This is a genomic window from Aquimarina algicola (assembly GCF_006443095.1).
Lineage (GTDB): Bacteria > Bacteroidota > Bacteroidia > Flavobacteriales > Flavobacteriaceae > Aquimarina > Aquimarina algicola.
Genome location: NZ_VFWZ01000002.1, coordinates 1,024,786 through 1,042,336, shown reverse-complemented (window position 1 = coordinate 1,042,336; position 17,551 = coordinate 1,024,786). Strand labels below are relative to the sequence as shown.

Below are 17,551 nucleotides of genomic sequence, written 5' to 3'. Positions count from 1 at the left end.
GAATAATACAACATACAGAAATTTTTTTGTTCTTGTGTATACCTTTTTCTGAATTTAGAAGTCAATGACTACTCCTATACTGGGGATTAATTGCCCTGTATCGGTTTCTATTGCAGTTAAACTTCTTGGTTGTGTGATATTGCCATTGATGTCTCTATTAAGACCAAATTGTGTAGGTTGTGGGGTTTCTTGTCCTAATACGTTTTGAACTTCTACAAAGACATCTAGAGAGACATTTTTGAAATTCCATTTTTTGTCAATTCTAATGTCTAATTGGCTAAATATATCAAGCTCTTCCTGTCCTAAACGATCATAATCCAAAATAACTTCGGGGTAATTTGCTAAAGTAGCTTCCTGATCTGTTGGAACAAAAGGTGTGTTTCCTGCAAAACGATATCTAGCACTTACTTCCCAATTTTGTTTTAATTTATAACCTCCGGTAAATGAGATAAGATGTCTGCTATCCCAAACAGAGGGCAAATAAACATTTCTATCAAAACCTGTAAACTCACTAAAAAACCATGTGTACGCAAAGATTCCGTAGAAATTATTAGAGAGTTTTTGTTGAAATTGAAGTTCTGCACCATAGCTTCGTCCTCGTCCTACTGTAGCAACATCTTCACTTCCTAAAACTTCAAAATCAGCACCTTTATTAGCAAGTGAAACTTCGTCTAGTATAGATACGGGATAGTCGTCATAACGTTTGTAAAACCCTTCTAGCGAGATACTTGCTGAAGGACTGAAATAGTGTTGTATACCCAAAACATAATGATCACTCATGGTATACTCTACATCTTTATTTACAAGAATATTATTATTATCTCTAAACCCAAGAATTGTATATGGAGGTAACTTATAATACCTGCCTACAGACCCGTTGAGCCTCCAGTTTTCTTTAAACTCATAAGAGAGAGAAAGTCGAGGAGAAAAAGTAGATAAGATATTATCTTCTTCGGTAAAGGTATCGTCATCTGCTCTAAAACCAAAAGATACATCTAATTTATCATTAAAAAATGTACGGGTTAGATTTGCAAATAGACCATACTTAAAAAAATCAATTTCTGTATCAAAAATATTGTTATCAGTTAGGTTTACAGTCTCATTACTGTAATCAGAGTATTGTGTGTTGAAACCTGTCGTGAATTTCCAATCTCCAAAAAATTTAGTCAATTGATATCTCAACTTCGTTTCAGATTCGGTAGCATCATTACTAAAGATCACGCCTGTTTCATTTTCGGGGTCTTCAAATCGTGTAAATTCATTTTTCAAAAAATTGTTGCTTACCGTAGTTTCCATAAATCCGGATCCATCTTTGAAACGCCTTTTCCAGGATAAACCAATGGCATTAGTACGTTGTTCTATAAAAGGGGCTTGCTCTAATTGAGCTTGTTGTTCAGCATCAAAGTCGTCTGGTGCTTCTACAGAAAAATCGTCTATAGAACCGATACCAATAAAACTAAGATCATTGTATGTGTCAATTTTATGATTGATTTTATATTGATAATCCCAATAATTAGGTCTGAAAGGAAGTCCTATAACTTCAAATAGAAATTGCAGATAACTTCGTCTTCCTGATACAAGAAAAGTAGTTTTTGCTTCTTCGTTTTTACCTTTAAAAAGAGGTCCTTCTAATGTAAGTGCAGCTTCACTTGCGCTTACTCGAAAATTACCACTTATATCTCTATTGTTTCCATTACGTTGACTAAATTGTAAGACTCCCGAAAGTGGATTGTCGTATTGTGCCCCAAAAGCAGAAGTAGAAAGGGTAACATCGTTTATAAATGATACATTGATTAATCCTACAGGGCCACCTGCGCTACCTTGTGTGCTAAAATGATTAATGTTTGGTACCTCCATTCCGTCTAGATAATACACAGTCTCATTTGGAGCACCTCCACGAATGATTAAATCATTTCTAAAACCTCCTATCGATGGAGAAACTCCCGGCAAAGTCTGTGCAACTTGTACAACATCATTATTGCTCCCCGGATAGGTAGCAATCTCTACAGCAGATAATGTTTGAGTAGATAAGGGAGTTTCTCTGGGACGGCTGATTTTGTTGGCATTACTAATAACTACTTCATCCAAAGACTCTGTTGACGCTGCAAGGGTAAAGTTGCTTGGCAGCGTTCCTTTGGATCGTACAATTAGATTAAACTTGGTTTGTGTTTCAAAACCAACATAACTCACGATTAAATTGTAAGATCCTGGAGTGATATTTTCTATTCTATAATTACCATCAAAGTCTGTTTGAGCTCCTTTTTCTGTGCCTTCTAGAAAAACCGAAGCTCCTAATATAGGTTGTCCTTTTTGATCTGTGACATTTCCAAAAATTTCTCCAAATACCTGAGCATTTGTATGACAAACGAATAGTATAGATAGTGCTAAAACTGTATTTTTGATTCTCATAGCTATTAGAGTATTTTATTTATCTATGTTATAGATAATATTGCAAACATATTTTGTTTAACTTTTACATTGTAAATATTAAACAATAAAGTATTATATAATAGTAAATAATTATAATTTAGTGTTAAAAAATATTTTTAATGAAGATTTATGGATTGATAAAGCAGTTAATTGAACTGGTTGGAGACTTTGTGAATAACAAAAAAGATGAAGAAATTCACTTAAAATCATTCACTTATTGGCTTTCTAAACATGTAGACGATACTGTTTCTGAAGAAAAATATGAAGTAACCGGTCATAGTATCGATGCTGAAATAGCAGCACATATAGGAAGAATGAATAGATATTCTAATACGTATATAAAGTCTGCCTTAAATGATTTACCATTTACTACTGATATGGATTTTGCTTTTACGGCAATACTGCATAGGTCAGGTTCAATCGGCAAAACAGATTTAATCAGAAAAATGGTATATGATAAATCTTCTGGTATGGAAGTTATTAAGCGATTACTTAAAAATGGAATTATAGAGCAATTTCCTAATCCGGATGATAAAAGAAGTAAATTATTACGATTAACAAAGAAAGGAGAAGAAAATATAATCAAATCATATTCTGAAGTGGGAAAGGCAGCAAAAACTGTAAGCGGCTGTCTTACAAGTAGTGAACAAATTACACTGCTAAGGTTACTAAAAAAATTAGACGATTTTCACTTGCCAATTTATCTTGAAGAAGAAAAAGACTTAAATGTAATCATAGAAAGGTACTTGTCATAACATCAATATCATTTGTTGTGGTTTGCCAGATTTAGTATTTTTAATCTTATGAAATCTATTTTAGATATTGCACTTATTCAATCTGACCTTGTTTGGGAAAATCCTGCACAAAATCGGTCGATTTTTACAGAAAAGATAGACTCACTTTCTCAAAAAGTAGATCTTGTTATTTTACCAGAAATGTTTAGTACCGGATTTACGATGAATGCAGCAGAGGTTGCAGAACCAATGAGTGGAGCAACGATACAATGGCTAAAAGAAATGTCAATGTCAAAAGATGTTGCCATCACAGGCAGTTTGGTTATCGAAGCGTCTGGTAAATATTATAATCGTTTAGTTTTTATGTTTCCTGATGGATCGTATACATACTATGATAAACACCAATTGTTTACTTTGGCAAAAGAACAAGAAGTTTTTGAATCCGGGCAGAAAGAATTGATTATAGACTATAAAGGTTGGAAAATTAAGCCGCAAATTTGTTATGACCTTCGATTTCCTGTTTGGGCGAGAAATACTACTAATTACGACGTTTTACTTTATGTAGCAAGTTGGCCAAAACCTAGAATTAATGCATGGGATGTATTATTACAAGCTAGAGCTATAGAAAACATGTCGTATTGTATTGGTGTAAATCGAATAGGGTTAGATGGTAAAGGATATGAGTATAATGGGCATTCTGCAATATATGATGTACTGGGTAATGCTCTAACTAAGCAACATCCTCTGGAAATAGAAACTACTATTTATGCTACTTTGGATAAAGATCATATCAAAAAGATAAGAACTAAGTTACCTTTTCTTGAAGATAGAGATAATTTTGAACTTATATAAAATCTAAGTTAATCTCATTCTTCTGTGGTAATTGTATCTTTTTCTTTCAGTAAACCTTTTGCTCTATCCCATAGCTTAGAGCTTTGATCTTTAATCTCGTCTGTAGCATTCTCCAAGTTCTCCATGCTTGAGTATTTGTCTATGTTTTCTATAAAATTATTGAAAGTATCAATAATTTTGAAAATCTCGTCGGTATATGGGATATCTTGTGATTTCATTAATTGTTTCCAATCTACTTTTGATAGTATATCAATGATATATTTTGTGGCAATTTTACTTAAGAAATACTTATCGTATATCCCGTTAAGTACTTTGTCAGGCTCTCTGTTGTTGAGATATTCAATCGATTGATCGATAGTTTCTTTTTCTCGGGCAGAGAGTAGTGTACTGGTTTTTAATTTTTGCAAAGAGGTAATTGCTTTTTCATTATTTTCTTGTTTTAGATATAAATAGGTTTCTACAGACCATGTGATTTCATTATCTAGACCTATTTTTTCTGCATCTTTTAAGAATTCTTCAAAATCCAACAATGCTCTTTCTTCATCAATTTCACGCTCCATCATTAGTCTGTCGAATCCTCTAAAGAGATGATTAAGTGCATGCAAACCGGTATGTGCTTTTTGACTGTCTAAGTTGCCCCATTGAAAAATAATTTTCAAGAGAGGTAAATCGACATCCGGATTATTATTTAACCATTCTATATTTCTAGAGATTTCGTCTTCAGACAAATAGTATAATTTTTTTTCAAAGAATAGGAATCCTCTAAAAAATTGCATTAAGGCTTTGATTTCACCATCCGGTAGTAATTCAGGGTGAGTTTTGGAGCTTTCATATAAAGAAATTTCTTTTCCAAGATCTCTACTGGCTAGTACGACAACACTCAAAAGGGCGTGTTCTATATTTTGGGTTATAATTTTGTCTTCATGATTTAACACAGGGGCTTTGATTGTAGTGTCTTTACGTATTTTATACAAAGCTTCTGTGAGGGTAGGAAATATATCCTCGTCAGTTTCTTCTACAAATCCTTTCACAGTTCTATAATCCCGATACATTGAAATATAGTCTATAATAGAAAGTTCCTCATTGTTTTTCGTATCATAGGCCGCCAATTTGCTAGAGATGTTATCAAATTTGGTTTTAAATTCTTCAAATTCAGGAGGTATATCTTCTTGCAATGCAGAAGATCGAATGCTTATTTTTCCGAATTTATATACTAATACTTTATCTGAGTCTAGTTGTTTGATCAGTTCTTCTTTGTCTTTTTGTAATAAGGCTTCATCTGTTTTTTCATCAGAACAGCTGATAAAGAGTAGAATTGATAATAATAAGTATAAATGCTTCATAAACAAAAAAATATAAAAAATAACCGAAGTTAAATCAAATAGTATTAATGAGTAATAATACTTAATTATTTACAGAATTTACATAGCAATCTACAATAATTGATTTTGCTATTATATTTTTTAGAAGGACTGATATAATTCTCTTACTCTAAAATAAAGGTTTGCTTGATCTCCCAATTGGCTCTTACGTCTATTGGTTCGGTAAGGTATTTTATGTTTTCAGGTTGTATTCCTTTTAAAAAATTACCTGTATCCCATTTACCATTATCATTACTATCAAAGACTACTCTAATGTAATACTTTGCAGCATTAAGGTTTTTAAAAACTAACGTTTCTTGTTGTTTTGATATTTTTTCAGTGATCACTTCTTCTTTCTCATTGGTGATTTGAACGATGACTGGATATTCTTCTACATTTTCTAAGGTTAAAAAAATAGTACCATAATCCGTTAATTTTGTTGTTCTGAAGGAGAATTGTATAGTATCATTAGTATTTCCGATAAAATCCTTAAGCGCTTCCGGAAGAAATTGAAGCGAATATGAATTACTTTCTGTTTTTTCAAATTCAAGTTCAGTTTCGTTTTTGATGCGATTCGTTTTTATAGAAAAAGGAACATCTAGAGTGTCTTTGTCGGTTAAAGAAATTAAACTTTTGTTGATACTATCGATAACAGTGAGCGCAGAAAAGCTAAAATTTTCTTCAGGATTCAGAGTAGATTGTATTGATGAAGTCACAACTAGTGAATCTTGGTATTGGTCCTTGATTCTTGCAATTAACGTATCTCGATAGTTTTTTTTGTTTGTGATTTCAAAAACCAAAGAGTCGGTTTCAAAAAAAGGTTTAAACAGATAATGTAAGGTGTCTGTTTCTTTATCAGGAAAAATTGTGGTTTTAAAATCGTCAGGAACTTGGCTTAGCATTTTAATTTTCATACTATCAGCTTCTCCTTCATACGGAAATATAATTTCATTTTTAGACACTTGCTTTGGTTTTAAGGCTTTAAAATCCAATATTTCCTTAAATAGTTTAATGTTGAAAACTTTTGCAGTATCTTTTGGTAACGAGATGGTTTCTTCTAGAAAACCAATTTTATCTTGTTTTGGATTATAAATATAATTACTGGAGGCATCTTTGAGAGCAACAAGCTTATATTCACCTTCTTTGATGTTATACATATCAAAGGATATCGTGTCTAATGTATTTGTTATGTATCGAGGAACATCTTTGTATACAATAGAGTCAGAATAATTTTCATCAACTTCATATAGAGCGACTGTAATATAAGAATCGGGTTCTTTTTGTATAGCATCTGCAATAGTACCTTTGATTTTTAAGGAATCTAAGAAATCACCAGTAGTAAAAACATAACGAAAAAATGGATAAGGATTTTCTTCATTATTATCTACGATGCTCTCTCCAAAGTTAATGCTGTAGGTTGTGTTTTCTAGCAATGTGTCAGTAAATTCAATTTTAACATATTTACTTGCTACACCCAGAGGCGTAATATTAGGTTTGGGATCCATCGGTGGTGAGATGATAATCTGTTTTTGAGGATCTTTTAACTTTATATATTCATCAAAATAGATTCTAATTTCTTTTTTGTCAAAATTGGTAGATAGATTAGGAGGTAGCGCTTTTATAAAAACAGGGGGAGTTTCATCCTTGGGACCACCTGTGATCGAACCTTTTTTTGCACAGCCTAATACAATAAGGATTAATATCAAGGCAAGCAATGCCAAATTTGACCTTCTGTTCATATCTACATAAAAATTTTAAGACACAAAGAAACGATTATATTTAAAAACAAAAAACTTAACAAAATGCTATTATTCTGCAATTGCGATAGTAGCAATACTAATTTTAATACCGGGAATTGACTTTAATACATCAACGCAAGATTCTATCGTTGCTCCCGTTGTAACGATATCATCAACCAACAAAATATGTTTATTTACAAGTAAAGACTCATTTTGAATCTCAAATGTTTCAGAAGTATTTTGCCAACGCGTTAATTTCCCCTTTTTAGATTGTTTAAAATTGTAGGATTTTTTTTTCAATACAGAATCAATATAGTTTGCTTTTAGTTTTTTACTTATTTCTTTACCAAATTTTTCTACCTGATTATAGCCTCTTTCTTTTAATCTTTTTTCATGTAATGGTACAGGAATAACGGCATCAATTGATTGATATTCAGAGTTTTGATAGAGTTCGTGTCCTAACCATTTCCCTAGCTCTACGCCTATTTCTTCTTGCCCTCTGTACTTAAGATTATGGATAAGATTTTGTACTAAACTATCCTTGTGAAAAACAAATAACGCAGTAGCATTTTCAATTTTGGAACGCCCATAAAATACTTTTTCAATTTTTTTTGCGTTTACGTTATGGAAATTACCCAATGGAAGGTTATGCCTACAGGTTGTACAGATTATTCTTTCATTTTTGAAAAGAGGATGACCACAGGCGGCACAATAAGTCGGGTAAAATAAATACGCTAAGTCTCTTAGCATTTTATTAGAAAGATAAACATTAATTATTATTTTTAGCTTTTTAAAATAACCATCAAACAATTATAAAAATTAATTATGACAACTCAAAACAATAACTTGACCCTTAAAATCCTTATTGGTGTTCTAGGAGCACTATTACTTATTCTAGGGATATTTACGTATAAGTTTTACAATGAAGAGAAGCAAAATAAAGCGATTTTGCAACAGGAAAAAGATCTTATTGAGAGTGAATTAGGTGAGTTAATCACAAAGTATGATAATGCGATTGCTCTTAATGAGGTTATGGACGATCATTTACTAAAAGCAAAAGAGCGTATCGTTGTTTTATTAGATAGTGTAAAAGATAATGAAGCAAACCTTGCATTGATCTCTAAGTACAGAAGAGAAGTAAGTAAACTTAAAAAAGAGCGCGATAGATTATTTAAGCTTGCTGATAGTTTAACAACTGCAAATACGCAATTAACATCAGACTTAGATAGTACATCTACAGCACTTAATCAAAGAATTATTTTGTCAGACTCTTTGCAAACGCAAAACAGCAAATTAGCTGATATTGTAGAAAGAGGTTCTGCCCTTACTGCTGCAAACATCAAGGCAGAAGGAGTAAGAGTACGTAATAGTGGTAAAATATCTACTTCTACAAAAGCAAGCAGAGCAGAAAAAGTAAGAGTATGTTTTACATTATCACCTAATAAACTTACTGAAAAAGGAGACAAAGACTTATTTGTACAGGTAATCAATCCAGAAAATAACTTGATAGGTGATAAAGTATCTGTAAACTTTGATGATGCAGTGCTTACATACAGTGGACGTAATAAAGTATTTTATGAAAATGAAGCACTAGACGTTTGTGTATTGGTAGACGCTGCACAAGGAGAGTTGGTAAAAGGAAACTATGTAGTGAACCTATTCTCAGGACCAAAAATGATTTCAAACACACAATTTGAATTGAAATAATTTCTTATACTGAACAAAAAAACCGTCATATTTTTTAAATATTGACGGTTTTTTTATGCTTTTTTCATAAATCATAAACCAACTTTATTAATTCACAAAATTCGTTTCCAAATCATTTAAATTCAACTATTTTTGCGGGACGAATTTTTTTAAGAAAGCATCTATATTAAAAAGGATAACGACTTTTTAAAAAGAGAATAAAATACAATGGCAAAGCAAGAAGATAAATTTAAAAAAGTTATAGCCCATGCAAAAGAGTATGGGTACATTTTTGGTTCCAGCGAAATCTATGATGGGCTTAGTGCTGTATATGATTATGGTCAGAATGGAGTAGAACTCAAAAAGAATATTAGAGACTATTGGTGGAAAAGCATGGTAAACATGCACCAAAATATCGTAGGGCTGGATTCTGCAATATTTATGCACCCTACCACCTGGAAAGCTTCTGGCCATGTAGATGCCTTTAATGACCCACTTATCGATAATAAAGATTCTAAAAAAAGATATCGAGCCGATGTGTTAGTGGAGGATTTCAGAGAAAAAATCAAACAGAAAATTCAAAAGGATATTACCAAAGCTAAAAAACGTTTTGGAGATGCTTTTAATGAAGATGAGTTTAGAAGTACAAATGCCAATGTTCTTCGACGTCAAAAAGAAATTGATAAAATTACTGCTGAGCTTACAAGAGTTCAAGAAGAAAATGATCTTACCGGTTTTAAACAGTTGATAGAAGATCTTGGAATAGGTTGCCCAGAGACAGGATCAAAAAACTGGACAGAGGTGAGACAGTTCAACCTTATGTTTGGAACAAAATTAGGTGCTTCTGCCGAAAGCGCAACAGATCTTTATCTACGACCAGAAACAGCACAGGGAATTTTTGTGAATTTCCTGAATGTGCAAAAAACAGGACGTATGAAGATTCCGTTTGGGATTGCACAAACCGGAAAAGCTTTTAGAAATGAGATCGTAGCAAGACAATTTATCTTCAGAATGCGAGAATTTGAGCAAATGGAGATGCAATTCTTTGTACGCCCGGGAGAAGAAATGAAATGGTATGAGTATTGGAAAGAAACCCGATTAAAATGGCACCACTCACTAGGTCTGGGCGAAGAAAATTACCGTTTTCATGATCATGATAAATTAGCACATTATGCTAATGCTGCTGCAGATATAGAATTTAATTTTCCATTCGGATTTAAAGAACTCGAAGGGATTCACTCTAGAACTGATTTTGACCTTAAAGCTCACGAAGAATATTCTGGTAAAAAATTACAATTCTTTGATCCCGAATTAAAAGAAAGCTATGTGCCTTATGTAGTAGAAACTTCTGTTGGTTTGGATAGAATGTTTTTGGCAGTATTCTCTACAGCACTTCAAGAAGAAGTGTTAGAAGATGGGTCAAGTAGAGTTGTATTAAAATTACCGGCAGTAGTAGCACCAATAAAAGCAGCAATTCTGCCTTTGGTCAAAAAAGATGGTTTACCCGAGATTGCACAACAAATTGTAGATGATTTAAAATGGAAATTTAATGTCATATACGATGAAAAAGATGCTATTGGTCGAAGATATCGAAGACAAGATGCAAACGGAACTCCTATTTGTATTACTGTAGATCACGATACAATCAATGATCAGATGGTTACGATAAGAGATCGTGATACGATGGAACAAAAGAGAGTAGCGATTTCTGAATTAAAAACGCTGGTTTCAGAAAAAACAGACGCAGAGTACTGGTTAAAGTAAATCTCGATAGTATTTATATACAAAGCCTCTAGTTATGTAACTTCATAACTAGAGGCTTTTTGGTTTGTTGTATTATTTCTTTTTTTGAGCTCAAAAACTTGCAAATTGCTACATAAAGACGTTTATATCGTATTTAATGGTATTATAAAAAGAATACGTTTTATTTTTACTAAAATTTTAATTCATACATATAATGAAAATCGCATCTTATAACGTAAATGGAATACGAGCTGCCATCAATAAAGGATTTTTGGATTGGTTACAACAAGCTTCTCCCGATGTTATTTGCCTTCAGGAAATCAAAGCCAACAAAGAGCAATTAGACCTTAACCTGTTTGCCGAAGCAGGTTACCCATATAATTATTGGTATAGTGCACAAAAAAAAGGATATAGTGGGGTTGCTATCCTTTCTAAAAAAGAACCTAATCATGTAGAATATGGGACAGGCATAGATTATATGGATCACGAAGGACGTAATTTAAGAGCAGATTTTGATGGCGTATCTGTGATGAGTCTCTACTTACCAAGCGGGACCAATGTAGACCGATTAGAGCATAAGTTACAATACATGGCAGATTTTCAAACGTATATTAACGAGTTAAAAAAAGAGCACCCTAATCTTGTGATTTTAGGGGACTATAATATTTGCCATCAGGCGATTGATATTCATGACCCCGTACGCAATAAAAATGTATCCGGATTTTTACCGGTAGAACGTGAATGGATAGGTAACTTTATAGAGAGTGGTTTTATTGATTCTTTTAGACACTTTAATCAAGAACCACATCAATATTCTTGGTGGAGTTACAGAGCAAATGCCCGTGCCAATAACAAAGGATGGCGTTTAGATTATGGTATGGTAGCACAACCTCTTGAAGAGAAGTTAAAAAGAGCGATTATATTATCAGAAGCAAAACATAGTGATCATTGTCCCGTTGTAGTAGAATTAGAAATATAAAACCCCATATATGATGTATAAAGGAATCCGGAGAATAACATGTATAGCAGTAGTAGGTATACTGATGACCTCTTGTGTAACATCTAAAGTGTATAAGGATTTAGAAAGTAAGTACGCAAATCTTAAACGTGAGCATCGTAAGATGAAAGACGATTTTTCTGCTTTAGAAAAAACAAATGCAAAAGATCGAGAAGCATTGCAAACACTCGAAGCAGAATATGCAAAAACCAAAGCCGAGAGAGATGAATTACAACACAATTATGACGCTGCTCTTGCTAATTATGAGAACTTGAAGAACTCTTATGATGCACTCGAAAAAAATAGTTCTGCTGCGATAGCTGCCAATAGCAAAAAAAATAGAGAATTGTTGACAAAGCTTGAAGAAAAAGAAAGAGCCTTTGCACAAGAACGTAATCGATTAGATGCCTTACAAAAAGATCTAGACGCTCGTTCACAACGTGTAGATGAGTTAGAAGGACTTATTGCTGCCAAAGAAGCCAAAATGCAAGCGTTGAAAGCAGCCATATCCAAAGCCCTACGCAATTTTGAAGGCAATGGCCTTACTGTAGAAGAACGAGACGGAAAAGTATATGTTTCTATGGAAAATAAACTATTGTTTGAATCCGGTAGTTGGGCAGTAGGCACCCAAGGAAGAAAAGCAGTGAAGCAACTGGGTAAAGTATTGGGTGGCAACCCGGATATTGCTGTATTGATAGAGGGTCATACCGATAATGTACCTTATACCGGTGGTGGTCAGCTTAAGGGTAATTGGGATCTTTCTACCAAAAGAGCGACTGCTATTGTAACCATTCTTTTAGAAAATAAACAAATAGATCCACAAAACCTTACTGCGGCCGGTAGAGGAGAATTTGCTCCGGTAGCTTCTAATGATACAAGTGCCGGTAAGAGTAAAAACAGACGTATTGAAGTTATTTTAACGCCAAAACTAGATGAGATTACCAAATTGTTGAATGATATCTAAAAAACAAATTATATTCAAACAAAAAAGCGATCCATTTGGATCGCTTTTTTGTTGTTCTTTACAACTTTTTATAAGCTATTAAGGATATCTTCAACTTCTTTTCTGTTGTCTTCTTTCATACTTTCTTTAACACGTCTTAAGACATCAAAGAACTTATTGACCACTTTATTGGCTAGAAGCATATCATTATTTAGATTAATTTCTTTACCTGAAGAAGTAAGTAAAGAAAAACTATGCGCTTCAACTGATATACCTTCTATCTTTTTTTTGGCTAACGAAGTAGTTCCTGTTTTCTTTACAATGGAAATTACATTGCCATATGCAATCACTTTATTAGTATATTCTGAAATATCCTTAGCTAATGGATATAATTCATCACTAAAAAGATCACTTAGCTCCTTACTATTGTACTGTTGAGCCTGAACTGATAATCCTGCGCCTAGCATAAATAAAAGTAGAAATAATTTTTTCATAACGTTTGGGTGTTTAATAATGTATTAAAAATTTATAGGTTAATTACACCGGTTATATTTAACGGGACAAATCATTTTTTATTGTTAAAATAACCTTAAAAATTATAGTCAAAATACTTAATTTATTTCGTAAAAACCAAAAAGTATGCCATTTATTTAAAGAGAAATACTTTTATAGGTATAGATGAATATAAAAAGGATTTAAAATCATAGACATTAAGTACTGAAAAAAAGGAGAATGTTTGAGAAAGAGTATTATACTATGCTTTTGAACAAAAGTTTTAAAATGCTTCTAAAATTATAGATATTTTATTCTGTATACATGCTAGAAATGATGGTTTTAACTACTAGGGACTACTTTTTAGGTAACATTTTTGCGTTATTTGCTATTAATAAGTATACTAATCCTCTGACTCTCTATGAAAAAGCATATTACAATACTTTTACTTAGTATGTTTACTAGTGTTTGTGTCTGGTCACAAACAGCACAAGATACCTTAGTCGCCTCTCAATATTTTGCGACAGCAGATTCTTTGCTTACAGAACGAAAACATGATGAATCTATAGTGTTTTTTGAAAAGGCGCTGCAGATTTATCAAAAACATAAAGTATGGGAACGTGTAGCGGGGTGCTATAATAAGATTTCTAAAAATTATATAAGGAGTAGAGATTATGAGAAATCATTTTTCTATGCAAATAGGGCTTTAGAGATTTGTGAAAATAACATTGATAAAGTAAGTAAAGAAGAGGCAATAGCTCATAATAATTTAGGTGCATTTTATTTAAATTATAAAATAGATTACAACGTAGCTTTATTACATTATGAAAAAGGATTAAAAATAATACAAGATTTTTTCCCAAATGACTATTTAGCATTAATTAAACCTTATAATAGAATAGGGTATATATATATGAGTAAATTGTCATATGAGTTAGCATTTAGGTACTATAATGAAGCATTTACTATAGTTAAAGAAAGAATAGGTTTGGATAGTTATGAAGCTGCAAAATCATATATGTATCGAGCAATATTATTTAACAGACAAGGAAATTATGTAGAAGCGATTCGATTGAATAAAAAAGCAGAAAAAGTATTAAATAACTTCTCTGGTGGAGAGCAGATCGATTTAATAGGAGTTTATAATAACATAGGTTTGATTTATAATACATTAGGGGATTTGGATAAATCGATTTTTTATTGCGAGAAAAGTATATCGAAATATTATCAATTAGGAATTAGTAGACCATTAAATATTGCTTTATGTTATAATATAATGGGTATTTCTTTTAAAAAAAAAGGTCATTATGATAAAGCATTACAATATTATCATAAAGCTCTAAGAATTATAGAAGATAGTTTTGGTAAAAACCACTATGATAGTGTCCTATGTTATAATAACATTGGTGTTGCGTATAAATATAAAGGTGAATATGATCAATCTATAAAATATTATCATAAAGCATTATCCTTGAATATTAAACATTATGGCAGTGATCATTCAAAAAACGCAATATATTATAACAATTTAGGTTACGTCTATAGGAAAAAGAAAGATTATGCTAAGGCATTTCAGTATTGTAGAGAATCTTTAAAAATCAGACAACGACTGCTTAGAAAAAACCATCCTGATATTGCGGATAATTATGAGTATATCGGTGACATCTATGCTGATACAAAAGAATATACTAAGGCAATTGAAAACTACACTAAAGCAATAACAATTTTCACAGAAAACTATGGGGAAAATCACCATAGAATAGCACAATTTTACGATAAACTTGGGGATGTTTATTTTGTTCAGAGAAAGTATAAAGAAGCACTCAAACATTACAAAAAAGCCCAATTAGCAAATCTAAAATCAGATAATTTTCAAGCTAGTAATCGTGATTTACAATTCGATCAATATTTAGATGTATTTACTGTGCTGGCTACTTTAACAGATGAGTCAAAAGTGTATAAAGCTATATTTGACAGAGACAAGGATCTTACAGCTCTTAATCAGTCTATATCAGCGTATAAACAAGCCGATACTTTAATTCAAACTATGAGGCAATCGTTCACTGATTATCAGGACAAACTCACCTTTTCTAAAACCGCCAAAGAAGTTTATCAAGGAGCAATTATTGCACATTTGGCTTTATATGAGGTTGAAAAAGATCAAGAATCCCTTGAACAAGCCTTTTATTATGCAGAAAAGAGTAAAGCCAATACCCTAAAAGAACTTCTTACCGATGCCAATGCTAAAAAGTTTACAGGTTTGCCTGATGATTTGATCGCTTTAGAAAAAGAACTTCGTATCGAAAAATCGTTTTATAAATCCAGGATTACAAAAGAATTGTCTAATCAAGAAGTGGATTCTACCAAAATCTCTACTTTCGAGAACGAGCTTTTTCGGGTCAATAGAAGTCAGGATTCATTAATTGAAGTTTTAGAGCAAAACTATCCCAAATATCATGAGCTAAAATATCAAAATGCTATTGTAACGGTAGCTGATATTCAACAACAATTAGATGATCAAACAACAGTAGTAGAGTTCTTTACTTCAGATAGTACTACTTATGCGTTTACAATCTCTAAAGAAGCTATTGATGTAAAATCATTACAAACAAAAGAACTCACCAAAAAGATAGAAGCATTTCGATCACAAGTGATTGAAAAAGACCTTCAACAATACAAACAACAGGCACACGAACTTTACACTACTCTATTCAAACCGATTCTAGATCAGTTAAAAGGCGATCAATTATTGATTATCCCCGATGGGTCATTATGGCACCTTAATTTTGATTTGTTATTGACGCAAAAACCTACTTCTAACAATCCTGCTGATTTGCCTTATCTTTTACGAGAATATGCGATCAGTTATGGCAATTCTGTGAATTTATTATTTTCAGAAAATACCACTACAAGTACTGATGTATCAAAATTACAGGAATGTTTAGCTTTTTCCTTTTCAGATAGCACTCAGGTAGTAGATGCCCCCACAATGACCTTAGCCACCTTAAGAGATACAGGAGATGATCTACCGGGCACTAGAGCAGAAATCAGAGCGATATCAGAGATTATTGATGGGGAATACTACTATGGTTCACAAGCTATAGAGAAGAACTTTAAGGATAAAGCAAGTCAATATAATATTTTACACTTGGCATTACATGGCGAGGTTGATAATGAACATCCGGAGAACTCAAAATTATATTTTACCAAAAGCAAAGATACCTTAGAAGATAACTTGTTATACAGTCATGAGTTATTTGCAATGGACATTCCAGCAGAGCTTACGGTATTGAGTGCTTGTAACACAGGTTCAGGCAAGATTGCCAAAGGAGAGGGGATTATGAGTTTAGGCAGTGCTTTTCAATATGCAGGGAGTAAGAGCTTGTTATTGACCAACTGGTCGGTATCCGACCGAACCACTCCAGAGTTAATGCAATACTTCTACAAAAACTTAAAAGAAGGCATGAACAAATCCAAGGCCTTACAACAAGCAAAGTTAACGTACATCAAAGAGGCAGATATACACAGTAGAGATCCTTTCTACTGGGGGAGCTTTTATTTGGTAGGCGATACATCTGCCATGCACTTTGAGGATAACACTCTACTTTATTGGATGATAGGATTGGGAGGAATAGGATTATTATTTTTAATACTACTTTGGTATCGAATAAGGATACATAAAGGAAATACGTCAAATCTATAGTACTTCAAACCTTTAATATTCTGGGTTAAAATTCTATATTGTTTACACGTTATTGATTTTAACTCTAACTATTAATAAATTAAGTCAGCACATTGTGAAGAAGATAAGCTGCTTATTTCTAAAAGACAAAACAGTCAACCTAATTTTAAGTTGACTGTTTTTTGTTCCCGAGTGCTACGATTACTTTCCCTCAATCAATGGCGCTGTTCCCTCATTATATATTGTTTAGAATGGTATCTCATTCTATTTTTGGGTCAACCAAGGTAAAGCATGTTATAAAAAACATAGCAGGGTCTAATTTAAGGTTGGTTAGTTGTTGAAAACGGATAGGCAATGGGGGTAGCCTATCCGTTTTAATTAAAGATAAGGTTAATCCATATCTTTTTCTTCTGGATTAAACCATTCTCCCCTAGCATTTGTATACACTGTTTTGGTATCGCTATCCATAGCCAATATCAATTTGTAATTTCCTACTTTATCAGTATACGCTTCAGAAATACTGGCTTTCGGAAAATCCTTTTCTACAGCTGCTTTTACAATTTCAGAAAGCTTATCAACTTTCATCTGCATATATTTATCTTGATCTGTGGCAGCTTCAGTCATTGTTATGGGTAATGCCTCTTCATCTTGTTGCGCTATCATATACTGTGATGAAAAAAGCACCATACACGCAATGTAAATAATATGTATCTTTTTCATAAGTGTTGAATTTGGTTGGATATGTTTTTTCTTTTTAGAAGAGAAATAATTATTCCACAAAATAATTTTTATTTTAAATCTGCTTAATAATTTGAAAATAAGAAAGTTATAAGTTGATCCTAAATTTAATTTCTCTCAGAACTGTTGCGCAAAAGATGTAAAATGTAGATTT

General features: G+C 32.5%; 13 protein-coding genes. 7 read left to right on the top strand and 6 right to left on the bottom strand.

Translation table 11 applies throughout. The annotated features are described in order from the left end of the window. Nucleotides 1–54: 54 nt before the first annotated feature. Nucleotides 55–2,409 (bottom strand): TonB-dependent receptor, encoded by a 2,355-nt coding sequence (locus tag FHK87_RS08630; protein WP_140592273.1) that lies wholly within the window; start codon nt 2,407–2,409, stop codon nt 55–57. Between the two features lie 140 nt (nt 2,410–2,549). Here FHK87_RS08630 and FHK87_RS08625 point away from each other — a divergent pair, with 140 nt between their 5' ends. Beyond that, on the top strand, nt 2,550–3,185 hold the full coding sequence (locus tag FHK87_RS08625; RefSeq protein ID WP_140592272.1) for a MarR family transcriptional regulator: 636 nt from the start codon (nt 2,550–2,552) through the stop codon (nt 3,183–3,185). Nucleotides 3,186–3,233: 48 nt separating this feature from the next. Beyond that, the gene (locus FHK87_RS08620; RefSeq protein ID WP_140592271.1) at nt 3,234–4,016 is read left to right on the top strand and encodes a nitrilase family protein; all 783 of its coding nucleotides are present in this window, start codon (nt 3,234–3,236) and stop codon (nt 4,014–4,016) included. A 14-nt stretch (nt 4,017–4,030) separates the two neighbouring features. Here the strand turns inward: FHK87_RS08620 and FHK87_RS08615 are convergent, their stop codons facing one another. The 3 genes from FHK87_RS08615 to FHK87_RS08605 form a co-directional block, all read right to left on the bottom strand. Continuing rightward, nucleotides 4,031–5,359, bottom strand: coding sequence for a short-chain dehydrogenase (locus FHK87_RS08615; RefSeq protein ID WP_140592270.1), 1,329 nt, complete (start codon nt 5,357–5,359; stop codon nt 4,031–4,033). A gap of 143 nt (nt 5,360–5,502) precedes the next feature. Continuing rightward, nucleotides 5,503–7,116 (bottom strand): Ig-like domain-containing protein, encoded by a 1,614-nt coding sequence (locus tag FHK87_RS08610; protein ID WP_140592269.1) that lies wholly within the window; start codon nt 7,114–7,116, stop codon nt 5,503–5,505. 69 nt (nt 7,117–7,185) lie between these two features. After that, a complete protein-coding gene (locus tag FHK87_RS08605; protein WP_140592268.1) occupies nt 7,186–7,866 on the bottom strand; it encodes a ComF family protein in 681 nt (226 codons plus the stop codon). 75 nt (nt 7,867–7,941) lie between these two features. Here FHK87_RS08605 and FHK87_RS08600 point away from each other — a divergent pair, with 75 nt between their 5' ends. From FHK87_RS08600 to FHK87_RS08585, 4 genes are all read left to right on the top strand, one after another. Further along, nucleotides 7,942–8,823, top strand: a complete 882-nt coding sequence (locus FHK87_RS08600) for a hypothetical protein (protein ID WP_140592267.1) — start codon at nt 7,942–7,944, stop codon at nt 8,821–8,823. A 207-nt stretch (nt 8,824–9,030) separates the two neighbouring features. Further along, entirely contained in the window at nt 9,031–10,566 is a 1,536-nt protein-coding gene (locus FHK87_RS08595; RefSeq protein WP_140592266.1) for a glycine--tRNA ligase, read from the top strand. 193 nt (nt 10,567–10,759) lie between these two features. Next, nucleotides 10,760–11,524 carry an exodeoxyribonuclease III gene (locus FHK87_RS08590; RefSeq protein ID WP_140592265.1) on the top strand — a complete coding sequence of 255 codons (765 nt, stop codon included), beginning with the start codon at nt 10,760–10,762 and terminating at the stop codon, nt 11,522–11,524. A 10-nt stretch (nt 11,525–11,534) separates the two neighbouring features. Continuing rightward, nucleotides 11,535–12,506: an OmpA/MotB family protein gene (locus tag FHK87_RS08585; protein ID WP_226294157.1), complete on the top strand. Its 972-nt coding sequence runs from the start codon at nt 11,535–11,537 to the stop codon at nt 12,504–12,506. 68 nt (nt 12,507–12,574) lie between these two features. Here FHK87_RS08585 and FHK87_RS08580 read toward each other — a convergent pair whose 3' ends face one another. After that, a complete protein-coding gene (locus FHK87_RS08580; RefSeq protein ID WP_140592264.1) occupies nt 12,575–12,979 on the bottom strand; it encodes a hypothetical protein in 405 nt (134 codons plus the stop codon). Nucleotides 12,980–13,398: 419 nt separating this feature from the next. On the opposite strand from FHK87_RS08580, the gene FHK87_RS08575 reads away from it, so the two are divergent. After that, nucleotides 13,399–16,680, top strand: a complete 3,282-nt coding sequence (locus tag FHK87_RS08575; RefSeq protein ID WP_140592263.1) for a CHAT domain-containing protein — start codon at nt 13,399–13,401, stop codon at nt 16,678–16,680. A gap of 369 nt (nt 16,681–17,049) precedes the next feature. On the opposite strand, the gene FHK87_RS08570 is transcribed toward FHK87_RS08575, so the two are convergent. Continuing rightward, a complete protein-coding gene (locus FHK87_RS08570; protein ID WP_140592262.1) occupies nt 17,050–17,379 on the bottom strand; it encodes a hypothetical protein in 330 nt (109 codons plus the stop codon). Nucleotides 17,380–17,551: the final 172 nt, after the last annotated feature.